Genomic DNA, 23,730 nt, shown 5'->3' on the forward strand with positions numbered 1-23,730 from the left:
CCCCATTCAGTCCCCTCTCCCTCTGGGAGAGGGCTAGGGTGAGGGCCGTCCAATTCCGGATTCAGCAAAATACTTCCAAGTCGCTGAATATCTAAAGCATCCCCCAATCAGTCCCCTCTCCCTTTGGGAGAGGGCTAGGGTGAGGGCCGTCCAATTCTGGATTCAGCAAAGTACTTCCAAGTCGCTGAATATCTAAAGCATCCCCCATTCAGTCCCCTCTCCCTCCGGGAGAGGGTTAGGGTGAGGGAGCCTCGAGATGTAACGATTCAGTACAGACCGCCACTTGCCTATAACTGCAGCTCATGCTTAGCTGGCTAATAATTAGAAATTTCTTATTTTAAGTCTAACCGTGAGTGTTTTATGCCGTTAACCGATCAACACCGCTTTGGCATGCAACTGGCCCAGATGTCGCGTGGCTGGCGTGCCGAACTGGATCGACGCCTCGCCGGGTTGGGGCTTTCCCAGGCGCGCTGGCTGGTGCTGCTGCATCTGGCGCGTTTTGAAGAAGCACCGACCCAACGCGAGCTGGCGCAGAGCGTCGGCGTCGAAGGTCCGACCCTTGCGCGCTTGCTCGATAGTCTGGAAAGTCAGGGCCTGGTGCAACGCCAGTCCGTGATGGAAGACCGCCGGGCGAAAAAGATCGTCCTCTGCGCACCGGCCCTGCCGCTGATCGAACAAATCGAAACCATTGCCACGCAACTGCGCCACGAATTGTTCGAAGGCGTCGACGAAGCGGATTTAAAGGTGTGCATGCGGGTTCACGGGCACATTCTGGCTAACCTGGAAAAATCTTGAGGCACATCCACGTGCCGGATCTTTGAGAGATCGCGCTGAGCCGACTATAAGAACTACTGGGCAATATCGTGTTCGTACCGGATGTGCGAACGCATAGAAGTCGGTTTTGCTTATTTAAGGGATGCTCATGCTCGCAAGTCGGCACGTGGTACTGCGCAGTGGCGCCAAATGGTTGCTGGTCGCTGGCATATTCAGCTATTCGGCCGGGTCGATGGCCTTGGGGCTGGGCGATATCACTGTTCATTCAGGCCTCAACCAGCCGCTCAAGGCCGACATCGCCCTGATCGATGTCGGTGGGCTGACGCAAAACGATCTTTCGGTGAGCCTGGCCACGGCAGACGAGTTCGCTCAGGCCGGGGTCGAGCGGGTGTTTTTTCTCAACGACCTCAAGTTCATTCCGATTCTGCATGGCAATCGCCAGATGATTCGGGTGACATCCAGCAAACCGGTCAACGAACCCTTTGTGAATTTCCTTGTGCAGCTCAATCAGCCCAATGGCCGGTTGCTGCGTGAGTACACGGTATTGATCGATCCACCGGGTTCACCGGGTATCGTACCGGCCACTGATGAGCCGGATCCGCGTGCGCAATCCTCCGAATTCCCCACCGTCGAACCTGCCGTGGTTGCACCACAGGCGCCTCAAGCCAAGCGCGATACCGTGCCAGCACCCACGCCTGCGACCCCACCCGCCAACGATGCACTGGCCGAGCAACTGGCTGCCAGTGTGTTGCTGAATCAGCAATTGCAAAAGAGCGTCGATGAGCTGAACGCCAAACTGCAAACGCAGGATGTGCAGATTGCCGCTGGCAAGAAGCAGATTTCTGACCTGCAAACGCAATTGGTCGAACTCAGGAAAGCACCGCCACCGACCGAGGCAACCCCTGCACCTGTCCCGGTGGTCGCACCTGTTGAGTCCACAGATGACGGTTTGAACTGGCCATTGCTCGGTGGCCTGGTGCTGTTGCTGGGGGCCTTGGCCGGGTTGTTCGTACACCGTCGACGGCAACAACAGATACCGACTGACGAGCCGCTGCCGCTTTTGCCGCAGGGGCGTGAGCCGGACGTAGCTGATGTTGAAAGCGCAGAACCCGTCAGTACCCATGCTTCAGCCCAACACCGCGAAGAACCGGCGGCGGGCGATGTGCTGGAGGCGGTGGGGATCTATCTGGCGTATGGCCGATTGGGCGAAGCCGCCGGATTGTTGCGCGATGCCTTGCACAAGGAACCGGAGCGCACCGACATCGGTTTGCAGTTGCTTGAAGTACTGGGGCGTCAGGGTGACAGCGCCGCGTATGAACAACAGGAAAGTCATTTGCGTGAGCAGGGCGTGGATACCCAGACGTTGCAGGATGTTCGCGCCCGACATCCGAAACTCGCGGTTACCGCAGCGTTGGCCGCTGTGCCGCCGATCGTGGCGGCGGTTCCTGTTGTTGCAGCACAACCGGCGCCTGAAGCTGATTTCGAGTTGAATCTGGGCGAGCTGTCGATGGATTCCAGTTGGGATCTGGAAGACAGCCGCACGGCCACTACTGAACCAGCGGCAGACACCTCGGCGCTCGGCTCCGGTCTGCAGGTGCTGCCACAGGACTTTGAATTGCCGCAAGCGTCCAGCGAAGATCCTGAGCTTGAGTGGATCCCTGAACCGGACGCCGGGCCGCTGGATGAAGATTTTCTCAATGAGTTTGCCGATGCCGAGCCTTCACTGGCGTTGCAACCGCTGGACTTGCAGGAACCCGAGCCGCTACACGACGAAAACTCCGGCAAGCTCGAACAGGCGCAGACGTGCATTGACGACGGCGATATCGACAGTGCGATTGCGTTGCTCAATGAGTTGCTCAAAGAGGGCGATGAGCCTTTGAAGCAAACGGCGCGGACGTTGCTGGCGGGGATTCGCTGAACCCCTGATCGATTTGCGGTGGATCTGATACCGTCTTCGCGAGCAGGCTCGCTCCCACATTTGAACTGTATTCGCAGAACCATTGTGGGAGCGAGCCTGCTCGCGAAGACTGACGGTCAGACAACACCAATTCCTGACCCCGGTCAGAAGGTCTGCCCCAGATTCAGATAAACCGCCTGCTCATTCGCATCATTCAACCCATAACTGAAATTCAACGGCCCCAGCGGTGTGTCAAAGCCAATGAACACGCTCGCGGCGTTGATGTAGCCACTGTCGAACTCATTGTCGTTGTTCCACGCTCGTCCACGTTCCAGCGAGGCGCCGGCATACAGCGGGAAGTCCAGCGGCAGATACGAGCGCGGCGTCAGACGGCGGTAATACACCGCGCGCATCAGGCTGATGTTCTGCCCGGAAATCGCGTCTTCACGGAAGCCCGACAACTGCCGCGCACCGCCGAGCAGGAAGCTTGAGGTCACCACGTTGGCATCATCCAGCGTACGCCCGTAGCGCCCGCCGAGAATCAGCGTATCCGGGCCATGGCTCATGGCTTTATCGATTTTAAAGTCCCACTGTCGATAGCGCGTGTCCGACCCCAGGCCCGGTTCAAACTGCGTCAGCGTCAGGCTGACGTCCTTGCCTTCGTGAGGGAAGTACACGTTATCCAGTGAGTCATAGGAATACTTCAGCGCGTAAAAGCCTTCGTTGAAGTTTTCACTCGGCAGATCCTGATCGCCAATGCGCACATCGGCCTTGCCCCAGGCCTCGCCAACACCGAAGCGCACCTCGCCGTTGTTGCCGATCTGTCGGCCGAAGTTGAGGCCGAACCCGTAGCGCTCGACGCGATACTGCGCGATCGGATCGTTGTCGAGCACGGCTTCAACGTTCTGCGCTTCGAACGAGGCGTACGGCGCGACGAAGTAACGCGAGCCGACGTCCAGCGGTTGGTAGAACTCGGTGTACAGCTCTTGTTTGTCGCCAATTTGCGCGCGGGTCAGCCATTCCGCGCCGAGGCGGTTGATGCCGTTGATGCGGTAACTGGCGCCGAGGTTGAAGGCGCTGTCGCCGCGCATGTCATCCGACAGATTGAGGCCAACCCGCAAGTAATCGGTGCCGCTGCGTTTACCCCGGGCGCTGATCACCAGCGTGTGATCCTGGCCCTTGTGCACCACGCGGTATTGCACCTGCTCGAAGTAATCGAGGCCGTACAAGGTGCCCATGTCCGAATGCAGACGCCCCAGATCCAGCGGTTCGCCGATGTGCTGGCGAATGTAGTAGCGGATCACGTCGTCATCGACTTTCGAGTCGTTCTCGACGCGGATCGCGGTGATGATCGGCGTGCGTTGACCCGGCGAGCGCGCGGCGTTGAGTTCGGCGTCCTGAGAGTCGACGGGTTTGAGCACGGCGAGGCGTGCGTCGAGAATTCGGGTGGCGCGATAACCGGCGTCGATCATCTCCTGAGCCTTGCCGAAATCGGTGACACCGAACGCCGCCAGCGTCGGCTGGATCAGCACATCGGAAGGCTTCAGGGCCGCCAGTTGTTCTTCGGAGTTGCTGCGCGTCATCAGGGTGATCGACTGGTTCAGTACATCGACCACGGTGGTCAGTTGTTTGCGATTGCGCAGCGGCGTGCCGATATCGACGACAATGGCCACGTCAACGCCCATCTCACGCGCGACATCGAGTGGAATGTTGTCGGTCATGCCGCCGTCCACCAGCAACCGGCCATCGAGTTCGACCGGGGCGAATACCGCCGGGATCGACATGCTCGCGCGGATCACTTGGGGCAAGTGGCCTTTGCGGAACACCACTTTTTCGCCGTTGGCGATGTCGGTGGCCACGGCGCGGAACGGGATCGGCAGTTTGTCGAAATCCCGGGTGTCGCTGGTATGCGCCAACAGGCTTTCCAGCAGCAGCGCGAGGTTCTGGCCCTGAATCACGCCCAGGGGCAAGCCGAGACTGCCGTCGTCGCGAAAGCTGAGTTTCTGTTTGACCAGAAAGTCGCGGTCATCCTGCTTGCGCCGAAACGGCACGTCTTCACGCGGCGGCGCGTCGGACAGCGCGGCTTGCCAGTCGATGTTCAGCGCGAGTTTTTCCAGCTCATCGATCTTGTAACCCGAGGCGTACAAGCCACCGACCACCGCGCCCATGCTGGTGCCGGCAATCGCATCGATCTTGATGCCTTGCTCTTCCAGGGCCTTGAGCACCCCGATATGCGCCAGCCCGCGCGCGGCACCGCCGGACAGCACCAGGCCGACTTTTGGCCGTGAAGCTTCACCGGCATGGACAAGCAGAGGAAGGAAACCAAGCAGCAGGCAGAACAGCAGACGGCGCATTGTGAGTCTCGGGGCAAGCATTAAAGCCGGCTATTATAGCGGCGCCCTCTGTCTCAGGAGTTTCAGCAAACATGACTGTCGCAAAAGCAGAAGTTGTCATCACCTATTGCACCCAATGCCAGTGGCTGCTGCGCGCCGCGTGGCTGGCGCAGGAACTGCTCAGCACCTTTGCTGATGACCTCGGCAAAGTCTCGTTAGTGCCGGGCACCGGCGGAGTGTTTCAGATTACCTGCGCGGGCGTGCAGATCTGGGAGCGCAAGGCTGACGGCGGCTTTCCGGAAGCCAAGGTGCTGAAGCAGCGAGTTCGCGATCAGATCGATCCTGACCGCGACCTCGGTCACAACGACCGCACTCAGTGAGACGCGGCCTCGGCAGCGACGGTTTTCTTGTCGGCGCTGCCGGACATCCGCGCGGAAACGACGATGGCGATGATGATCAGTGCGCCGCCCATCAACATCCGTAGCGTCGGGTTTTCGTTGAACAGCAGCCAGGCGATGGTAATGCCGTAAACCGGCTCCATGGCAAACACCACCGCCGCCGTGCGTGCTTTGATCACCGCCAGACTGGCGACGAACAGGCTATGAGCGACGCCGGTGCAGAACACCCCGAGCAAGCCGATCCAGAGCCAGTCCAGTGCGCGCACTTCGCTGAGTTGCGGCGCCGCAACCGGCAGCAGACACAGCGCCACCACCACGTTTTGGCACAACGCCGCCTGCACCGCCGGAATCCGCCCGGAGCTGGCGCGGTTGGTCAGCGACAGCAGCGAGAACAGCAGTCCCGACAGCACCGACCAAAGCAAACCGATAGTCGCGCCGCTGCCCAGGTCGAACGCCGGGGTCACCAGAATCAGGCCGATGCTGACCAACACCACCAGCACAATTTCATTGGCACGGATGCGTTCGCGGAAGATCAGTCCTTCGAGAATCACCGTGAAGGCCGGGAAACTGGCAAAACCCAATGTTGCGATGGCGACACCGGCGATCTTCACAGACAGGAAGAAACTCACCCAGTGCCCGGCCAGCAACACGCCGCTGAGGGCCAGACGCCGCCAGTCCACGGCCTGCAATTTCTGCCAGCCGCTCTGGCTGGCGAAACGGGCGAAGAACGCCAAGGCAAGTACGGCAAACGCAGCACGACCGAAGACGATCACAGCAGGGGAGGCGGCAGCGAGCTTGCCGAACACACCGGTCAGGCCAAACATCAAAGCACCGATATGCAGAGCGCCGAGGGCGGTACGCGGAGTCATTGCAATCCTTAATCCAGACACGGTTTCTTGTGATTGATCGTTCCCACGCTCTGCGTGGGAATGCCTCTAGGGACGCTCTGCGTCCAGTGACGCGGAGCGTCACGGGCTACATTCCCACGCGGAGCGCGGGAACGATCAATAAGTCCATTGAACCCTGTATCGGCCTACAAGTCTGTCGGCAGACTATCGTCTTTTGTCGCAGGAATCGCGCCGAAGCTGGCCGGGTGATGCACCGAACTCACGCAGGACCGCGGCCGAGAAAGCACTCTGCGAGCTGTAGCCGACGCGACTGGCAATCTCGCCAATCGGCAGTGCGGTGTCGCGCAGCATTTGCACCGCCAGATGCAGACGCCGACTGCGGATGTAATCCATCGGTGTCTGCCCGCATTCGGCCATGAACCGTGCATGCAGGCGCGCGCTGGACAACCCGGCCACGCGCGCCAGATCGGCGACTTGCAGCGGATAAGCGGCGTTTTGCTCGATGTGTGCATCCAGCGCTGCATAAGGCAAACGGCGGGTGGCGAGTTCGGCCGGTTGCGCATGATTGAGACTGGCCAGCAGCAACACCGCGCCTTGCTGCGCGATCAACGGATCGCTGACCGGACTGTTCGCCAGCCAGCTGACCAACTGGCTTTGCCGCGAATCCAGTGACAGGCGCGCAGGTTGATCGAGCAGGCGGTGACTGGCCTCGGCATGCTCGCCGAGTGAATCGGTCACCCATGGCCCTTCAGGGATATCCAGCACCAGACAGCGGCTGCCGTCGGGGCTGCCGCAAGCGTGATGCGCACCAGAAGGAATCACCACAAAACTCTGCTGACGCACCTGGCTGCCGCAACCCTCGACCTCGAAATCAAGCGCACCGGACAGCCCGAACACCAGTTGCGCGTGCTCGTGGCTATGCACAATCAAATCGTGGGTGTACTGACGCAGGGTGAGGATCGGGCGCATGGCAAGGTTCTCCGGGCAGGTCGCCAGTCTACACCGGCGCACGCAGATTGCGTTGTCACAGGACTGACTCGCACTTGTCATGGTCGATTAACCGGGCAGGCGCAGAGTGGCGAAAACATCGCAGAGGGTTGCCCATGACCAGCGCCGAGCTCGCCAGACCCAGCCGTAAACAACGCGTGCGCACCCTGTGGATCTCCGACGTGCACCTGGGCACGCGCGATTGCCAGGCCGAGCACTTGTCGCAATTTCTCAAGGGCTATCACGCCGACAGGATTTATCTGGTCGGCGACATCATTGACGGCTGGAAACTGCGCGGCGGCATGTACTGGCCACAAGCGCACACCAACGTGATCCGTCGTTTGCTGACCATGAGCAAGCGCGGCACCGAGGTGATTTATGTCACCGGCAACCACGACGAATTCCTGCGCCGTTATTCGAAGCTGATTCTCGGCAACATCCAGTTGGTTGACGAGGCGGTGCATGTCACGGCCGATGGTCGACATCTGCTGGTGATTCACGGCGATCAGTTCGATGTGATCACCCGTTATCACCGCTGGCTGGCGTTCCTTGGTGACTCCGCCTACGAATTCACCCTGACCCTCAATCGTTGGCTCAACCACTGGCGTGCGCGCTATGGCTACGGCTATTGGTCGCTGTCGGCGTATCTGAAGCACAAGGTGAAGACGGCAGTGAGCTTTATCAGCGACTTTGAAGAAGCCATCGCCCACGAATGCGTGAAGCGCGAGTTGCATGGTGTGGTGTGCGGGCACATTCACCACGCCGAGATCCGCAAGGTGGGCGAGGTGGATTACCTCAATTGCGGTGATTGGGTGGAGTCGTGCACAGCGCTGATCGAGCATTGGGACGGCACGATCGAGTTGTATCGACTGGCAGATGCGCAGGCGCGGGAGGCGGAGCTCAAGGCGGCCAAAGTCGCTGAACTCGCATAAAAGCAAAAGATCGCAGCCTTCGGCAGCTCCTACAGAGGTACACATTCCAACGTAGGGGCTGCCGAAGGCTGCGATCTTTTGATCTTAGGCCGGGCTATGTTCTTGCATTGCTGCCTTGTAAATCGAGTTCTTCGGCTGCGCAAACAACCGCTCCATCATCGGCTCAAAGAAGCTCAACGGCAGCGTGTCATAGTCAGGATCAAACGCCGCCGCATCGTATTTGGCACAAAACTCGGCGGTTGCTTGATACTGCGGATGGGCGGCGAACTGCTCGCGCAGATGCCGATCCATGCCCAGGTGATGAAAGAAGTAATAACCCTGAAACACACCATGCTTTTCGACCATCCACAGATTCTCGGCACTGACGAATGGCTTGAGAATCGCTGCGGCAATGTCCGGATGGTTATACGAGCCGAGCGTGTCACCAATGTCATGCAGCAACGCGCAAACCACGTATTCCTCGTCGCGCCCGTCACGAAAGGCGCGGGTCGCGGTTTGCAGTGAGTGGGTCAGACGATCCACCGGGAAACCACCGAAGTCGCCTTCGAGCAGTTTCAGGTGAGTCAGGATTCGCGAGGGCAACTGTTTGGCGTAGGCACTGAAATCTGCGGCGATGATCGCCCAGTCTTCCTGCGTACCGTCCTTCATGTGAGTGAAGCGGGCATTGGCATTCATTGGCTGACCCTCATTCAGAACGCCACGCGACCCAGAATCATGTCGCGGTACATGACGAAGTCGCCGAGCAGGCTGTACAGCGGATGCTGAAAGGTCGCCGGTCGGTTCTTTTCAAAGAAGAAGTGCCCGACCCAGGCAAAGCTGTAGCCGGCCAGCGGCACGGCCAATAACAGCAGCCAGGCGCCCTTGGCGATGGTCATCGCGACAATGAAGATCACCAACGTGGTGCCGATGAAATGCAGGCGCCGGCAGGTGCTGTTGTTGTGTTCGCTGAGGTAGTACGGATAGAACTCAGTGAAGCTGTTGAAATGCTTGATGTTTTCCACGACCGCGTTCTCTGTGGTTATTGTTCTGGCGACGAGTTGTTCTGCGGGTAGCTTATTTGAGTCTAGAGTGATCATTGGCGTGGGCCAGTGACAATCGGCGCCACTTTAGTATCCTTGGCAAATCAGGCCGTAGCATGCGGCCCCTCATGTAAAAGAAAAACGCCATGAGCGAACGAACGACTTCTGCAAGCTGGGCGATGGGGATTGTCAAAGCATTGGAGATGGACGGCCTGGATTGCCGGGTTCTGTTCAAGCAACTGGGGCTCGATTACACGGCTCTGGATGATCCGGATGCACGCTTCCCGCAAGATTCCATGACCCGTCTCTGGCAACGGGCGGTCGAGGTGTCCGGTAATCCGGCGATCGGTCTGAACATGGGCAAGGTGGTGCGACCGGCGTCGTTTCATGTCGCCGGCTACGCGTTGATGTCGAGCAATACCCTGGCCGAAGGCTTCCAGCGACTGGTGCGTTATCAGCGGATCATCGCCGAAAGTGCCGACCTGAGCTTCCGTCTGCTGGAAGAAGGTTATGCGCTGATTCTGACCGTGCACGGCGACCATCTGCCGCCGACCCGGCAGAGTGCCGAAGCCTCGCTGGCCTGTGCACTGGGGCTGTGCGGCTGGTTGACCGGGCGCACGCTGCATCCGGTCAAAGTGCTGGTGCAGGGTGATCAGCCGGAAAATCTGCAACCCTACAAACAAGCCTTCCACGCGCCATTGGTGTTCAACGCGCCGTACGATGCGCTGATCTTCGAACGCGCCGACATGGAAGCACCGCTGCCCACCGCCAACGAGGCGATGGCGCTGTTGCATGACCGCTTTGCCGGGGAGTATCTGGCACGATTTTCCGAAAGCCGCGTCACCCATAAGGCGCGACAGGTGCTGTGCCGGTTGCTGCCACAAGGCGAACCGAAGCGCGATACCGTGGCGCAGACCCTGCATCTGTCGCAGCGCACCTTGCAGCGGCGGTTGCAGGAGGAGGGCACGAGTTTTCAGCAACTGCTCGATGACACCCGCCGCGAACTGGCCGAGCAGTATCTGGCGCAGCCGAGCATGACCTTGCTGGAAATCGCATACCTGTTGGGTTTTGCCGACCCAAGCAACTTCTTTCGCGCGTTCCGCCGCTGGTTCGACACCACGCCCGGCGATTACCGGACGCGGTTGTTGCAGGCGCCGGGTGCGATCAGTGACGCCAAAAGGCCGGAATACACAGTACAAACACCGTAATGATCTCCAGTCGGCCGAGCAGCATGCCGAACGACAGAATCCATTTGGCCGCATCGGGCAGGGTGGCGAAGTTGCCCGCCGGGCCGATGGTTTCGCCAAGGCCTGGGCCGACGCCGGACACGGTACTGGCGGCACCGGTCAGGGCGGTCATCCAGTCGACGCCGAGCAGCGACAGCAGCAGAGCGATCACGCAGATCGTGATGGCGAAGAAGAACGAAAAGGTCAGAATCGAGCGCACGATCTCTTCGTCGAGGCGGTGACCGTTGTACTTCTGCTTGATCACCGCGCGCGGGTGAATCAGCTGATTAAGGTTGGCCTTGAGCAGGATATAAGCGACCTGGAAACGGAAAATCTTGATCCCGCCCGCCGTCGACCCGGAACAGCCACCGACAAACCCCAGATAGAAAAACAGCATCAGCGAGAAGTTGCCCCACAGGCTGTAATCACCGAGGGCAAACCCGGTGGTGGTGACCACCGACGTCACGTTCAGCGCCACGTGGCGCAGCGCTTCGAGCCAGTGCAGCTTGGTCGTCCACCAGTACCAGGTACCGAGCACCAGCCAGGTCACCAGCAGCATCCCGAGCAAACCCTGCACCTGTTGATCCCTGATCAGCGCTTTGCGGTTGCCGCGCAGCGTCGCCACGTACAGGGTGAACGGCAGGCTGCCGAGAATCATGATGACCACCGCGACCCAGTGCACCGCCGGTTGCGTCCACTTGGCCAGGGATTGGTCGGAGGTCGAGAACCCGCCGGTGGAAATCGCCGACATCGCATGGTTGATCGCATCGAACGGGCTCATCCCGGCCCACCAGAATGCCAGGCTGCCAAGGATGGTGATGCCGACGTACGCGGCTACGATCAGCCGTGCCACCATGTGCGAGCGGGGCATGACTTTCTCCGAGCGGTCCGAGGACTCGGTCTGGAACAGGCGCATGCCACCGATGCGCAGCAGCGGCAGAATCGCCACCGCCATACCGATAAAGCCGATGCCGCCGATCCAGTGCAGCAGCGAGCGCCACATCAGAATGCCGGGGGACATGGTGTCGAGGCCGTTGAGCACGGTCGAACCGGTGGCGGTGATGCCGGACATGCTTTCGAAAAACGAATCGGTGTAGCTGATGTGCTGGGTCAGCAGAAACGGCAGCGCGGCAAAGATGCACACCACCAGCCAACTGCTGACCGTCAGCAGATACATGTCACGCGGACGCAGGTGAATGTGTTCCGGTCGGCCGGGAATCACCAGCGCAAGGCCGGCGACGAAAGTGATCATGCTCGCCCAGAGGAACGACGGCAGGTCGCTGGTGCGCTCGAAAATCACCAGGGTGGCCATGGGCACGACCATGGCCACGGCCAGGGTGATCAGGAAGATGCCGATGATGAAACCAATGATCCGTAAGGTCGGCAACGCCATGAAGTCCGCTCGGGCTGATGTGGGAAGGGCGCCATTCTACCCGTGGGGCAGGGCATGTAAACCGGCATCCTGTGTACAGATAAAGCTAGAATAGCCGCACATATTTTTCAGGAGGTGGCCGATGCAGGCTCTCGACGCGTTGCTCAACCGTGTTTCCGTTCCACGACTGGTCGAACCGGCCCCCACTGCCGAGCAGCGCGAAGCTCTGTTTGGCGCCGCGTTGCGCGCGCCGGATCACGGGCATTTGCAGCCGTATCGTTTTCTGACCGTCGAAGGCGCGGCGCGTGAGCAGATGGGCGAGTTGCTGGCCGAGGCTGCACAGATGCAGGAAGGCGAAGTCACCGAAGCGATGATCGACAAGGCGCGCAACGGCCCGCTACGGGCGCCGCTGGTGGTTGTGGTGATCGCCAGGTTGCAGGAGCACGTCAAGTACCCGAAGGCCGAGCAGTTGCTCGCGGCCGGGTGTGCGGCCCACGGGATTTTGCTGGCGGCGTATGCGCAGGGGATTGGTGCGGTGTGGCGTACGGGGGATTTGGCTTATTCGAAGCACGTAGCCAAAGGTTTGGGGTTGGCGGAGGGTGAAGAGGTGATTGCGTTTCTTTACCTCGGCACGCCGCAGAAAGAACCGCGTGTGGCGGAGAAGGTTGATCTGGCCGAGTTTGTTAGTGCCTGGCCTGGTAAGGCGTAAAGCGAAGAGCCCCTCACCCTAACCCTCTCCCAGAGGGAGAGGGGACTGATTGGGGGATGCTGTAGAGGTACGCCGACCTGAAAGTGCTCGGCTGAATCCAGAATCGATAACGGCTCCAATGCATTTCGAGCTCGGAGTCGATAACGGTTCCGATGCATTTCGAACCCAGAGTCGGCGACGATTCACGTGCCTTCCGGGCCCATAATCGACTCGGTGTTTCAGGTCGATGTATGACGCAAGACACCGCGGTCGGCCCCCTCTCCCTCTGGGAGAGGGTTGGGGTGAGGGTAGCTTTTAGGCTCTTAAAGTTGTACCACCGCCCCGGGTACAAGCGGCAATTCCAGACTGGCAATAAACCCACCCTGCGGATGATTGGCCAACGTCAAACTCCCGCCATGGCGCTCCGCCGCCCTGCGCGCAATCGCCAGCCCCAAACCATGTCCTGCCGCCGTCTGTCCCGGCGCGCGATAGAACGGTTCACCCAACTGACTCAAATGCTCGGCCTGCACCCCCGGCCCATGGTCACGCACACTCACGACAATTTTTTCGCCCTGACGAGAGGCCTGCATTTCTATCGCCTGACCTTCCGGGTTGAAGCGCTGGGCATTGCGCAACAGGTTATCGACGGCGCGCTCGATCATGGTCGGCCAGCCCTTCAGATTCAGTTGCGGCTCGGCATCGAGACGCACGATCTGCTCGGGCGATCCAAGTTCCGCATCCTTCTGCAACGTGCCGAGCAGGACATTCAGATCCACATCTTCGGCACTGGCGTTGTCGGCATCGACTCGCGCCAGCACCAGAATTTCACTGATCAACGCTTCCAGCCGATCACACTCGCGGGTCAGCCGTGGCCAGAGTTTCTCGCGTTCTTCAGGATTCGCTCGTTCGGCCAGCGCCAAGGCAATCCGCAGCCGGGCCAACGGTGAGCGCAATTCATGGGAGACGTCGCGCAGCAACTGACGCTGGCTGCCAATCAGGCTCTGCAGGCGCGCACCCATGCGGTTGAAATCGGTAGCGAGTACGCCGAACTCGTCGCGGCGGTTGGCCAGTTTCGCCAGGCTGTTCTGCTGATACGTGGTCTGCCCGAGATCATGCACCGCGCCGCGCAAACGGCTGAGCGGGCGGGTGATGGAGAAGGTCACCAGCAGACTGAACAAGGTCAGCACCACCAGCGCGATGCCCAGTGCGCTCAGCGGCCAGAGCAGGCTTTCGCGGTGCCAGGCGTCGAGTTCCGGGTGCGGGATGCGGTAGATAAACAGGTAGGTGTCACCGGTTTTTTCGCTGGTGAACTCATCGGTCAGGCGGCGCCAGGGCAGGCGGCGGTCGTCGTTATTCTGGCGGGCTTCGAAGGCAGCGGCGCGGCGCGGGAAGGTGCCGCGCACTACCGGATCGCCGGATTCGTTGAGTACCTGAACGTCGATGTGATATTGGCGTTTGCGCTGTTCGAGAATGTCCTGAGCGGCTTCTTCGCCCTGGGCTTCGTAAGTTTGTGTCCATTCGCCGGCGAGGGTGTTGAGGCCCGGATGACGGCTGAGGATCCACGCGTCCTGGTTGAGCATGTGCCCGAGCAGAATGGACAGCCCGGCCACCAGAGCGATGGCCAGCCAGAAGCTCGCGAGAATACGCCAGAACAATGAACGCACAGAAAATCCTCAATCAAACACAAATCCCTGTAGGAGTGAGCCTGCTCGCGATAGCGGTGAGTCAGACAAGTATCCGTTGACTGACACACCGCTATCGCGAGCAGGCTCACTCCTACATTGGATCTGTGGAAAAAGACCCGACGGTGTTTAGCCGTCGGGTCCGGGGTCAGAACATTATTGCGCCTTTTGCGCCTGTTGCGCTTTCCACGCCTTGAACTCGGCCCATTCGGCGCGACGCTCGGCCTGTTTCTTCTGGATCTCGTCGAATTTCTTCTGTTGATCCGGTTTCAGCACGGCGCGCACATCGGTTTCGGCTTTCTTGTGGTTGGCCGCCATCTCGTCCTTCATGGCTTTCTGGTCAGCCGGCGAGAGTTTTTCCAGGTACTTGTCGACCACTTGCTTACGCTCGTGCATCTGCTCGCCCATGATCTTGCGGATCTGCTCGCGCTGTTCGCGGGACAGGTCGAGTTGGCTGTACGGGCCTTTGCCGTGCATGCCGTGCATCTGACCGCCGTGGCGTGGGCCGTCAAGCGGGCCACCCATCGGGCCGCCGTCTTGCGGCATGGCCATGGCGACGGTTGGCAGAGCGGCAGCGAACATCAGAGCGATAAGAGTCTTGCGCATGGTGAATCTCCTTGTCTCGTTCCCGGTACGTTCCGGATGAGTACAGATTACGGAGATCAAGGTCAGCGGCGGTCAGCGCTGGGTAAAGCTTCGGTAAAGACGCTTCGCGTACATCCTTACACATGCCCTGTGTAGGAGCTGCCGAAGGCTGCGATCTTTTGATCTTGTTTTTAAAAGACAGATCAAAAGATCGCAGCCTTCGGCAGCTCCTACAGTGGGAATGGGCGCGGTTCAGAGGCTATAGAAGTAACCGCGGCTGCGCAGGGCGACGATCCGTGGGCGGCCGTCGGGGTGCGGGCCGATCTTCTTGCGCAGGTTGCTGACGTGCATGTCGAGGCTGCGGTCGTACAGGGTCAGCTTGCGGCCGAGGGCGAGCTGCGCCAGTTCCTGTTTGTCCAGTGGTTCGCCAGGCTGCTTGAGCAGCGCTTCGAGCAGACGGCTTTCGGACACGGTAAGGGTCAGTTCTTTTTCGTCGATGCTGACCACACCACGCACCGGGCTGAAACTCAGGTCGCCCAGTTCGAGTTGCGTCGACACGGCCGCAGGATGACTGCGGCGCAACACCGCACGCAGGCGCGCAGTCAGTTCGCGCGGATCACAAGGTTTGGCCAGGTAATCGTCGGCGCCCAGTTCCAGGCCGAGGATACGGTCCAGCGGCTCACCACGGGCCGAGAGCATCAGCACCGGCAGGTCGGCGTGATCGTGGCGCAATTGCTTGAGCAGCTCCAGACCGCTGCCGTCGGGCAGCATCACGTCCAGCACCACCGCCGCCGGGGCCGTTTCAGCCAAGGCCTTGCGGGCGCTCTGGCCATCGTGGCAGGCACGCACGTGGAAGCCTTCCTGGCTCAGCCAGCTACTCAGGAGTTCGCACAACTCCTGGTCATCATCAATCAGTAACAGCTCGCTCATGACTCACTCAATTTAGCCATTGCCGACGTTTTCGGCTTGCTCCACTGGCAAAGATACCGCAGAGCAGCGCCAATAGCGCTACTCCGCCTCCCGTAACGAACCACTGCTGCTGGTCAGTCAGCAGGCGCGGCAAGGGACTTGCCTGGGCTTCCTTGAGTTGCAGCTTGAGACGCTGGTTCTCCTGGCGCAACCGGGCAAGCTGGGCGCTCTCGCGGGTATTGTCGGCATTTTGCAGTTGTTTGCTCAGTTCTTCCCGCTGCTGCTCGCTGGCCTTGAGGCGCTGCTGCAACTCGGTGATCTGGCTGCCGGCGCTTAACGACAATGGCGTGGAGCTGCCGCCTTCGGTGGATTCCTCACCATGGGCGGGCGCCATGATCGACAACGTGACCAACATCAGACACAACGGACCCTTGCGCATCGCAACACCTGCTTCCAAATGGATATTGGGCAGGTTGTCGGCAGGCAAACGAGAATAATGAGCGATTGAGAACGCGATGAACCGACATGGTTCATCGCGTGGGAGAGACTTGCGCAGGAAAGTTACGGCAGGACTTGCTTGAATGGCTTGACGACCACGTTGGCGTAGACGCCAGCGGCGATGTACGGGTCGGCGTCAGCCCACGCTTGCGCGGCGCTCAGGGAGTCGAATTCGGCAACGATCAGGCTGCCGGTGAAACCCGCTGCGCCCGGATCATTACTGTCGACGGCCGGGTGCGGGCCGGCCAGTACGATGCGGCCTTCGCCCTTGAGCGCTTGCAGGCGTTCCAGATGCGCAGGGCGCGCGGCCAGGCGTGCTTCCAGCGAGTTGGCGACGTCGGTGGCAATGATGGCGTAGAGCATGTCAGTCCTCGGTTTTTGGAGTTGTGGTATCGGCATCGTGCAGATGGCGGGACAGGTAAATGCCCTGTGCGACCAGGAACACCAGGGTCATGCCCAGGCTGCCGAACACCTTGAAGTCCACCCAGTAGCTTTGGAAGGTGAAGGCGACGAACAGGTTGGCGGCGCCGCAGAACAGGAAAAAGGCGATCCAGGCGATGTTCAGGCGGGTCCAGACCGGATCCGGCAGGGTCAGCGCGTGGCCCATGATACGTTTGATCAACAGGCGATCGCCGATGAAGTGGCTGCCGATGAAGGCCACGGCAAACAGCCAGTTGACCACCGGCGCTTTCCACTTCAGGAAGGTTTCGCTGTGGAAGGCCAGTGTCAGGCTGCCGAACACCAGGCAGGCGATCAGGGTCAGCCATTGGCTCTTTTCCAGCTTGCGCTGTTTGATGAACAACGCGCCGTACACCACCAGGGAACTGATGATCAGCATCGCCGTGGCGCTGTAAATACCGCCTACAGTCACTTCATGGCCAGCGATGTCGACGACCCGTGGATCAAGTTTGTAAACGATGAAGAACAGCAGAAGCGGGATGAAATCGATGAATTGTTTCACAGTGAGAGCCAGAAGCTGGATGTGGCGGCATAATAACAAACATATGGGCGCGCGATAGCGCCAGCTGATTTGAGGTTACAACTCCCCGTGAATGTTGATTTGCACTGCCATAGCACGGCCTCCGATGGCGCCCTGGCGCCTGCGGTTCTGGTTACGCGTGCGTTCGAGAACGGCGTGCGAGTCCTGGCGTTGACCGACCACGACACCCTCGAAGGCCTCGCCGAAGCGCGCACGGCGGCCAACGAATTGGGCATGCAACTGGTCAACGGCGTCGAGTTGTCCTGCACCTGGGGCGGCGCGACCATTCATGTGTTGGGCTACGGTTTCGACGTCAATGCGGCACCGTTGGTCGAGGCCATCGCCAAATTGCACGATGGCCGCTGGCTGCGGTCGGAAGAAATAAGCCGCAAGCTCGCCCTTAAAGGCATGCCCGGTGCGCTCGACGGCGCGCGGAAAATCCAGCAGGAACTGGGCGACAGCGGCAACGCGCCGGCCCGTCCGCATTTCGCCGACTGGATGGTGCGTGAAGGTTTTGTAAAGGATCGCGCCGAGGCATTCCGCAAGTGGCTCGGTGCCGGCAAGCTGGGCGACGTCAAGTTGCACTGGCCGACGCTGGAAGACACCGTCGGTACACTGCGAGCCGCCGGAGCCTGGGTCAGCCTGGCGCATCCGTGGCACTACGATTTCACCCGCAGCAAGCGCCGAAAGCTGATTGCCGACTATATTCAAGCAGGCGGGCATGCGATCGAGGTGGTCAATGGCCATCAGCCTGCGGAACAGGTGGGCAGCCTGGCAATCCTTGCCCGTGAGTTCGGTCTGCTGGTCAGCGCCGGCAGTGACTTCCATGGCCCTGGCGGCTGGTCCGAGATCGGCCAGTACCGGCCGGTTCCCGAGGACCTTCCACCCCTGTGGTGTCGGTTCAAACATGACACAGATATTGCCGCCGTCTGAACAGGTAGAGAATGTGAGTCAATTTTTCCAGATACATCCGGAAAACCCGCAAGCGCGCCTGATAAAACAGGCGGTCGAGATCATCCGCAAGGGCGGGGTGGTGGTTTATCCCACGGACTCTTCCTACGCGATCGGTTGCCAAATCGGCGATAAAACCGCGATCGAGCGCGTGCGTCGCCTGCGTCAGCTCGATGAAAAGCACAACTTTGCGCTGATCTGCAGCGACCTGTCGCAACTGGGCAACTACGCCAAGATCGACACCGGCACCTTCCGCATTCTCAAGGCGCACCTGCCGGGGCCGTACACCTTCATTCTCAACGCCACCCGCGAAGTGCCGCGCCTGTTGCTGCATCCGAAGAAGCGCACCATTGGCCTCCGAGTGCCGAGCCATCCGATCGCGCTGGCGCTGCTGGCCGAACTCGGCGAGCCGCTGATGAGCGTGACCCTGATCATGCCTGGCGATGAAGACCCGCTGAGCGATCCGTACGAAATGCGCCAGTTGCTCGAACATCAGGTGGACTTGATCGTCGACGGCGGCTTCGGCGGCATCAAGGCCTCCACGGTGATCGACCTGACCGGCGACGACCCGGAAGTGGTCCGCGTCGGTTGCGGCGATCCGACGCCGTTCATGGTCGAGGCCTGAATGTCCGCAGTGGAAACCGTTGCCGATCCCCAGGCCGGCGCTCAGCAAGAGCTGCCGTTTGCCATGGTCTATGGCCAGGCGGTCATGGAAATGCCACTGGATCTGTACATCCCGCCGGATGCGCTGGAAGTCTTTCTCGAAGCCTTTGAAGGGCCGCTCGACCTGCTGCTGTACCTGATCCGCAAACAGAACATCAACATCCTCGACATCCCGGTGGCGGAAATCACCCGCCAGTACATGGGCTATGTCGAGTTGATGCAGTCGGTGCGCCTGGAACTCGCCGCCGAGTATCTGGTGATGGCCGCGATGCTCGCCGAGATCAAGTCGCGCATGCTCCTGCCGCGCGCTGAAACCGTCGAAGACGAAGAGGACGACCCGCGCGCCGAACTGATCCGCCGCTTGCAGGAATACGAGCGCTTCAAGGCGGCCGCTGAAGGTATCGACGGCTTGAGCCGGGTCGGTCGTGACGTGATCGTGCCCAAGCTCGACGCCCCGGAAGCCCGCGCGCGCAAGCTGTTGCCGGATGTCGCGCTGGAAGAGATTTTGATGTGCATGGCGGAAGTGCTGCGCCGTGGCGATATGTTTGAAAGCCACCAGGTCAGCCGTGAGGCATTGTCCACCCGCGAGCGCATGAGCGATGTGCTGGAGCGGCTCAAGGGCGGCGGTTTTGTGCCGTTCGTCGAGCTGTTCACCGCTGAAGAGGGCAGGTTGGGTGTGGTGGTGACCTTTATGGCGATCCTTGAGCTGGTCAAGGAGTCCTTGGTCGAGCTGGTGCAGAATGAGCCGTTCGCCGCGATCCACGTGCGAGCCCGAGCCGAATAACGAGTCGAAACATGAACCTGACTGAACCCCGCGAGCTGGCGCCCCTGCTTGAAGCCTTTCTGTTGGCCTCGGGAAAGCCGCAATCCCTTGAGCGCCTCTATGAACTGTTTGAAGAGGGCGAACGCCCCGAGCCTGCAGTTTTCAAGAAAGCCCTGACCCTGCTCGGCAAGTCCTGCGAGGGCCGTGCTTTCGAACTCAAGGAAGTCTCGTCGGGCTATCGCTTGCAGATCCGCGAGAAGTTTTCGCCGTGGGTTGGCCGCTTGTGGGAAGAGCGCCCGCAGCGTTATTCCCGTGCGCTGTTGGAAACCATCGCGCTGATCGCCTATCGCCAGCCGATCACCCGTGGCGAGATCGAAGACGTGCGTGGCGTGGCGGTAAACAGCAACATCGTCAAAACCTTGCTGGAACGTGAGTGGATCCGCGTCGTCGGCTACCGCGACGTGCCGGGCAAACCGGCGATGTTTGCCACCACCAAGATGTTTCTCGATCACTTCAACCTGAAGAACCTCGAAGACCTGCCGCCGCTCGCCGAACTGCGCGAGATGGAAACCGACCCGGTGCTCGATTTCGACGACGCGCCGGTGCCGCAGAACTTGCAGGAACTGGCCGACGCCAGCGCCGAGCCGGAGGAGGAGAAGGAAGAGACCAGTTTCCATACGTTGTTGCTGGAGCTGGACAGCATGGAAGAGGGGATCAAGACCGACTTCGACGATTTGCTGCGGGATGCGGTGGACGGTGAAGCGCCGACGGTTGATGCAGAAACCGAGACTGAGCCTGAGCCTGAGCCACAGATCGGCGAGCCAACCATCGAAGTTGAACTTGAAGCCGAGCCAGAAGCCGAACCGGAAGAGGACATTCTTGGCGTCGCCGAAGCCCGCGAAAAGCTGTTGGCTGCCGTCGCCGCCCTCGAACAACCGGCGCCAGAACCCGAACCGGAGCTGAGCGAAGAAGAAGCCGAGGCCCGCGCCCTGGCCGAAGCCATCGAAGCCGAACGCCGCGAATTCGAAGACTGATCCGCCCTCAAAACCACCGCGATCCCCTGTAGGAGTGAGCCTGCTCGCGATTGCGGTGTATCTGCCAAGATGATGTCGACTGACACACCGCAATCGCGAGCAGGCTCACTCCTACAGGGGATTTGTGTGTTTCTGGAGTAGGTATGAGTTCGACAAAAGACCCGTGCATCAGCCTCTGCAAATTCAGCGACGACATCTGCCTCGGCTGCGGCCGCAGCAAGCGCGAAATCAAAGCCTGGAAGAAACTCGACAAGGACGACAAGCGCACCGTACTCGCCGAAGCCGCGCTGCGCCTGATCAAACTGGGCAGCGCCGGTCGGCGGAAAAAGAAATAACTGTCGATCGATCAGCTAGTCTCTGATGCGCGACGGCGCACATCCGCGTATGATTCGCGACCCTTCGCCGATCCCTTCGGCTGAGTACCCAGATTTCAATGCTTCAGGCGCCGCCTGAACAGACCACACCGGGAGGTGCCCAGATGAGCGACATCATTCAGAAAGACGACCAGGAAATCGGCCCAGCAGGCGAAAAGCTGCAGAAAGTCCTCGCCCGTATCGGCGTCGGCTCGCGCCGTGACGTGGAATCCTGGATCAGCCAGGGCCGGATCAAGGTCAATGGCAAAGACGCCACCCTCGGTCTGCGCGTCGACATGCACGACGCCATCACCATTGATGGCAAGGTGATCAAGCGCGAAGAGGCGGCCGAATCGGTGCGCCGCGTGATCATGTACAACAAGCCCGATGGCGAGATCTGCACCCGTGACGACCCGGAAGGCCGTCCGACCGTGTTCGACAAGCTGCCGCGTCCGAAAGAAGGTCGCTGGATCAACATCGGTCGTCTCGACATCAACACCACCGGTTTGCTGATGTTCACTACCGACGGTGAACTGGCCAACCGCCTGATGCACCCGTCCTACGAGATGGACCGTGAATACGCCGTGCGTGTACGCGGTGAAGTCGACGACGAAATGATCGAGCGTCTGAAGGCTGGCGTGGTGCTGGAAGATGGCCCGGCCAAATTCACCGACATCAAGCAGGCCCCGGGTGGCGAAGGTTTCAACCACTGGTATCACTGCGTGGTGATGGAAGGTCGTAACCGTGAGGTTCGTCGTCTGTGGGAATCCCAAGGTCTGGTGGTCAGCCGTCTGAAGCGCGTGCGTTTCGGCCCGGTGTTCCTCAACTCCGACCTGCCGATGGGCCGCTGGCGCGAAATGAGCCAGTACGAAGTCGACATCCTCAGTGCTGAAGTCGGCCTGACGCCGGTAGCGATGCCGCAGCTGAACGCCAAGAGCAAAGACAAGCTTGAGCGCATGCAGCGCAAATCGTCGCGGCCGATGGGCAAGACCGAGCGCGTCCGCACGCTGCGTCCAGCCGCTGGCGCGCCGACCGGCCCACGCCCAAGCCGTGAGCCGCAGATCGAAGGCGAACGTCCAGGTCGCAAGCCAGTCGCCCGTGACGGCGAGCGCGCTCCGCGCCCGGCCAACGGTCGCGCCCGGCCAACGGTCGCACTGAGCGTGGCGAACGTGGTGCACCTGCCGGTCGTGGTACGCCAGTGGCGGATCGTCCAGCGGACACCACCAACAAGCGTCCGGCCAAGCCTGCGCCGAAGCGTCCGGGGATCAAGCTGGTTGATGGCGACAAGCCGTCGGGCAAACGTCGTGGTGCACCGGCAGGTTCCGGTCAGCGTCCGGGTTTCGGTCGCAAGAAACCGGAATAAGTCAGCTCTGAGCTTCTAGCTGCAAGCTTCAAGCTAAAGCAAAAACGCCAACCTCAGGGTTGGCGTTTTTTTTCGTCCGGCAAAAGGTACGTAGCGCCTGGCAGGGCCTCTTCGCGAGCAAGCTCGCTCCCACATTGGATCTGTGTCGTTCACAATTCCCATGTGGGAGCGAGCTTGCTCGCGAAAGGGCCGGTAGCGTCAATAAAGAAATCTTGGACTAGAACACAAACCGGCCATCAAACACCGGCTTGTCATCCAGCGCCAACACCCCGCCAGAAAAGATCAGATCCAGGTGATGACTACCCTTGGCGCCACCACCCAACCCAAGGTGCAAGCCACAATGCCGCTCCTCAAACCCGGCATTGCGCGCATACAGATCCTTCACGCCTTCGTTGGTGCCAATCCCCAGCTCTTCAATCCGCCGGTTCGAAGGATTGGCGTCCAGGTATTTGTTGAAGTCATGCTCCAGCCCCGGCACGTCCGTGGCGATGCGGCTGATGGTCGAGTTCTCGATCCACAGTTCCAGCGGTGATTCCAGCACGCCGTATTTGCGTGCAAACGGAATGGTGCTGAGGAATGTGCCCTTGAATTTCACATGGCCGTTGATGGCTTCGCTGTGAGTCGCGATTTCCCCGGGGGCCAGGTCGAAGTTGCCGACGCCGTTAATGTCGGTCCATTTCTTGATGCTGCTCAGCGGCGTTTCAAACCATGAGCCGTCGTCGTCCTTGAAGCTCAGAGTGGTCGCCTGGGACATACGCTGGATCAGGTGACTGTTGAGCCCGGCAATCCGCTGCGGGGTGACGCTGAAGGTGTCGTAGAAATACTCGCCGTAGTCCTTGAACAGCAGCGACTTCTTCCAGTTTTCCGCCATCACGCCTTGTAGCGCGCGGACGAACTCCGGGCCGTCGGGGCGCGGGTTGGGCAGGGTGGAAGAGTCGTAGAAGAAAATGTACAGATCGCTGTCGGTGATTGCCGAGGTCAGCGTTGCGGTGCTTTCCAGGTCCAGGCGTCGGGCGCTGAACTGGAAACGAGGATGATCGCCAGCCTGTTCGGCGATGGCGCCGGTCAGCGCTTCGTAATCAGCCGTGTGGCCGAGCAGTACCTTCGCCGAGTCGAGGCCGGCAAGGGCAGGGTGGTGTTCGAGGTAGTAAAGGAAATGCGAGATCGCGCGGGGCTTATCCATGAGTCCTCCCTGACTGACCGTGAAGAAAGCGGCAGGCACGACCGGCCGGATCGTGCCTGCCCGGGATGTCTTACAGAGGCCACATCGCCGTGCCGAACGGAACTACCGCGTCGGCTTGCATCATTTCTACAGCCGCCTCGTGAGTCGGTGCTTCAAACCATTCGTCCAGTTGCAGTTCGGTATCCAAGTCTTTTTCCAGTGCTTGCATGGTCGATCTCCTAGATGACTTTCACGGTTGTGACTGGCCGGTCGAGGTGGCCGGCAAGACGTGAAGAACCTAGTTCAGGGTTTTT

General features: G+C 60.3%; 25 protein-coding genes and 1 pseudogene. 12 read left to right on the forward strand and 14 right to left on the reverse strand.

Translation table 11 applies throughout. The features are described 5' to 3' along the window. Positions 1-360 precede the first annotated feature (360 nt). Both CCX46_RS07665 and CCX46_RS07670 read left to right on the forward strand, forming a co-directional pair. Positions 361-795 carry a MarR family transcriptional regulator gene (locus CCX46_RS07665; RefSeq protein ID WP_007919713.1) on the forward strand — a complete coding sequence of 145 codons (435 nt, stop codon included), beginning with the start codon at positions 361-363 and terminating at the stop codon, positions 793-795. Positions 796-922: 127 nt separating this feature from the next. Beyond that, positions 923-2,692, forward strand: coding sequence for a FimV/HubP family polar landmark protein (locus CCX46_RS07670; RefSeq protein WP_127926268.1), 1,770 nt, complete (start codon positions 923-925; stop codon positions 2,690-2,692). 143 nt (positions 2,693-2,835) lie between these two features. Here the strand turns inward: CCX46_RS07670 and CCX46_RS07675 are convergent, their stop codons facing one another. Then, entirely contained in the window at positions 2,836-5,025 is a 2,190-nt protein-coding gene (locus tag CCX46_RS07675) for a patatin-like phospholipase family protein (protein ID WP_127926269.1), read from the reverse strand. A 71-nt stretch (positions 5,026-5,096) separates the two neighbouring features. Between CCX46_RS07675 and CCX46_RS07680 the strand changes: the two genes are divergently transcribed. Next, a complete protein-coding gene (locus CCX46_RS07680) occupies positions 5,097-5,384 on the forward strand; it encodes a SelT/SelW/SelH family protein (RefSeq protein WP_127926270.1) in 288 nt (95 codons plus the stop codon). Here CCX46_RS07680 and CCX46_RS07685 read toward each other — a convergent pair. After that, complete coding sequence (locus tag CCX46_RS07685; protein WP_127926271.1) at positions 5,378-6,271, reverse strand: DMT family transporter; 894 nt, start codon at positions 6,269-6,271, stop codon at positions 5,378-5,380. The two genes, CCX46_RS07680 and CCX46_RS07685, sit on opposite strands and share 7 nt — an antisense overlap. A 183-nt stretch (positions 6,272-6,454) precedes the next feature. Beyond that, complete coding sequence (locus CCX46_RS07690) at positions 6,455-7,219, reverse strand: AraC family transcriptional regulator (RefSeq protein ID WP_127926272.1); 765 nt, start codon at positions 7,217-7,219, stop codon at positions 6,455-6,457. A 134-nt stretch (positions 7,220-7,353) separates the two neighbouring features. Here CCX46_RS07690 and CCX46_RS07695 point away from each other — a divergent pair, with 134 nt between their 5' ends. Beyond that, the gene (locus CCX46_RS07695) at positions 7,354-8,169 is read left to right on the forward strand and encodes a UDP-2,3-diacylglucosamine diphosphatase (RefSeq protein WP_095122780.1); all 816 of its coding nucleotides are present in this window, start codon (positions 7,354-7,356) and stop codon (positions 8,167-8,169) included. Between the two features lie 84 nt (positions 8,170-8,253). On the opposite strand, the gene CCX46_RS07700 is transcribed toward CCX46_RS07695, so the two are convergent. Beyond that, the gene (locus tag CCX46_RS07700) at positions 8,254-8,844 is read right to left on the reverse strand and encodes an HD domain-containing protein (RefSeq protein ID WP_127926273.1); all 591 of its coding nucleotides are present in this window, start codon (positions 8,842-8,844) and stop codon (positions 8,254-8,256) included. 14 nt (positions 8,845-8,858) lie between these two features. Further along, on the reverse strand, positions 8,859-9,170 hold the full coding sequence (locus tag CCX46_RS07705) for a DUF962 domain-containing protein (protein ID WP_127926274.1): 312 nt from the start codon (positions 9,168-9,170) through the stop codon (positions 8,859-8,861). Positions 9,171-9,334: 164 nt separating this feature from the next. On the opposite strand from CCX46_RS07705, the gene CCX46_RS07710 reads away from it, so the two are divergent. Further along, positions 9,335-10,396, forward strand: a complete 1,062-nt coding sequence (locus CCX46_RS07710) for an AraC family transcriptional regulator (protein WP_202978061.1) — start codon at positions 9,335-9,337, stop codon at positions 10,394-10,396. Here the strand turns inward: CCX46_RS07710 and CCX46_RS07715 are convergent. Further along, positions 10,353-11,807 carry a TrkH family potassium uptake protein gene (locus CCX46_RS07715; RefSeq protein ID WP_127926275.1) on the reverse strand — a complete coding sequence of 485 codons (1,455 nt, stop codon included), beginning with the start codon at positions 11,805-11,807 and terminating at the stop codon, positions 10,353-10,355. The genes CCX46_RS07710 and CCX46_RS07715 overlap by 44 nt on opposite strands. Before the next feature lie 121 nt (positions 11,808-11,928). Between CCX46_RS07715 and CCX46_RS07720 the strand changes: the two genes are divergently transcribed. Continuing rightward, a complete protein-coding gene (locus tag CCX46_RS07720) occupies positions 11,929-12,495 on the forward strand; it encodes a nitroreductase family protein (RefSeq protein WP_127926276.1) in 567 nt (188 codons plus the stop codon). Between the two features lie 302 nt (positions 12,496-12,797). On the opposite strand, the gene CCX46_RS07725 is transcribed toward CCX46_RS07720, so the two are convergent. The 6 genes from CCX46_RS07725 to CCX46_RS07755 all read right to left on the reverse strand — a co-directional run bounded on the left by CCX46_RS07725 (position 12,798) and on the right by CCX46_RS07755 (position 17,109). Next, the gene (locus CCX46_RS07725; RefSeq protein WP_127926277.1) at positions 12,798-14,138 is read right to left on the reverse strand and encodes a sensor histidine kinase; all 1,341 of its coding nucleotides are present in this window, start codon (positions 14,136-14,138) and stop codon (positions 12,798-12,800) included. A 174-nt stretch (positions 14,139-14,312) separates the two neighbouring features. Continuing rightward, positions 14,313-14,762, reverse strand: a complete 450-nt coding sequence (locus CCX46_RS07735; RefSeq protein WP_016987938.1) for a Spy/CpxP family protein refolding chaperone — start codon at positions 14,760-14,762, stop codon at positions 14,313-14,315. A 231-nt stretch (positions 14,763-14,993) separates the two neighbouring features. Further along, entirely contained in the window at positions 14,994-15,671 is a 678-nt protein-coding gene (locus CCX46_RS07740; protein ID WP_127926278.1) for a response regulator transcription factor, read from the reverse strand. Between the two features lie 7 nt (positions 15,672-15,678). After that, complete coding sequence (locus CCX46_RS07745) at positions 15,679-16,089, reverse strand: translation initiation factor 2 (protein WP_127926279.1); 411 nt, start codon at positions 16,087-16,089, stop codon at positions 15,679-15,681. 122 nt (positions 16,090-16,211) lie between these two features. Beyond that, a complete protein-coding gene (locus CCX46_RS07750; protein WP_007919677.1) occupies positions 16,212-16,511 on the reverse strand; it encodes a YciI family protein in 300 nt (99 codons plus the stop codon). A 1-nt stretch (position 16,512) separates the two neighbouring features. Continuing rightward, on the reverse strand, positions 16,513-17,109 hold the full coding sequence (locus tag CCX46_RS07755; protein WP_127926280.1) for a septation protein A: 597 nt from the start codon (positions 17,107-17,109) through the stop codon (positions 16,513-16,515). Between the two features lie 87 nt (positions 17,110-17,196). On the opposite strand from CCX46_RS07755, the gene CCX46_RS07760 reads away from it, so the two are divergent. The 6 genes and pseudogenes from CCX46_RS07760 to rluB all read left to right on the forward strand — a co-directional run bounded on the left by CCX46_RS07760 (position 17,197) and on the right by rluB (position 22,254). After that, positions 17,197-18,060 (forward strand): PHP domain-containing protein, encoded by an 864-nt coding sequence (locus CCX46_RS07760; protein WP_127926281.1) that lies wholly within the window; start codon positions 17,197-17,199, stop codon positions 18,058-18,060. Positions 18,061-18,073: 13 nt separating this feature from the next. After that, positions 18,074-18,703, forward strand: coding sequence for an L-threonylcarbamoyladenylate synthase (locus CCX46_RS07765; RefSeq protein WP_038363745.1), 630 nt, complete (start codon positions 18,074-18,076; stop codon positions 18,701-18,703). A 123-nt stretch (positions 18,704-18,826) separates the two neighbouring features. Next, positions 18,827-19,525 (forward strand): segregation and condensation protein A, encoded by a 699-nt coding sequence (locus CCX46_RS07770; RefSeq protein ID WP_172828192.1) that lies wholly within the window; start codon positions 18,827-18,829, stop codon positions 19,523-19,525. 11 nt (positions 19,526-19,536) lie between these two features. Then, positions 19,537-20,538 carry an SMC-Scp complex subunit ScpB gene (gene scpB / locus CCX46_RS07775; RefSeq protein ID WP_127926282.1) on the forward strand — a complete coding sequence of 334 codons (1,002 nt, stop codon included), beginning with the start codon at positions 19,537-19,539 and terminating at the stop codon, positions 20,536-20,538. A 143-nt stretch (positions 20,539-20,681) separates the two neighbouring features. After that, a complete protein-coding gene (locus tag CCX46_RS07780) occupies positions 20,682-20,873 on the forward strand; it encodes a DUF1289 domain-containing protein (protein WP_127926283.1) in 192 nt (63 codons plus the stop codon). A 143-nt stretch (positions 20,874-21,016) separates the two neighbouring features. After that, positions 21,017-22,254 (forward strand): annotated as a pseudogene (rluB, locus tag CCX46_RS07785) (23S rRNA pseudouridine(2605) synthase RluB). 217 nt (positions 22,255-22,471) lie between these two features. On the opposite strand, the gene CCX46_RS07790 reads toward rluB, so the two are convergent. Continuing rightward, positions 22,472-23,437 carry a leucyl aminopeptidase gene (locus tag CCX46_RS07790; protein ID WP_127926284.1) on the reverse strand — a complete coding sequence of 322 codons (966 nt, stop codon included), beginning with the start codon at positions 23,435-23,437 and terminating at the stop codon, positions 22,472-22,474. A 70-nt stretch (positions 23,438-23,507) separates the two neighbouring features. Continuing rightward, positions 23,508-23,645, reverse strand: coding sequence for a hypothetical protein (locus CCX46_RS30685; protein WP_003222780.1), 138 nt, complete (start codon positions 23,643-23,645; stop codon positions 23,508-23,510). Positions 23,646-23,730: the final 85 nt, after the last annotated feature.

This window comes from Pseudomonas sp. RU47, assembly GCF_004011755.1.
In the GTDB taxonomy this organism is placed as follows: Bacteria; Pseudomonadota; Gammaproteobacteria; order Pseudomonadales; family Pseudomonadaceae; genus Aquipseudomonas.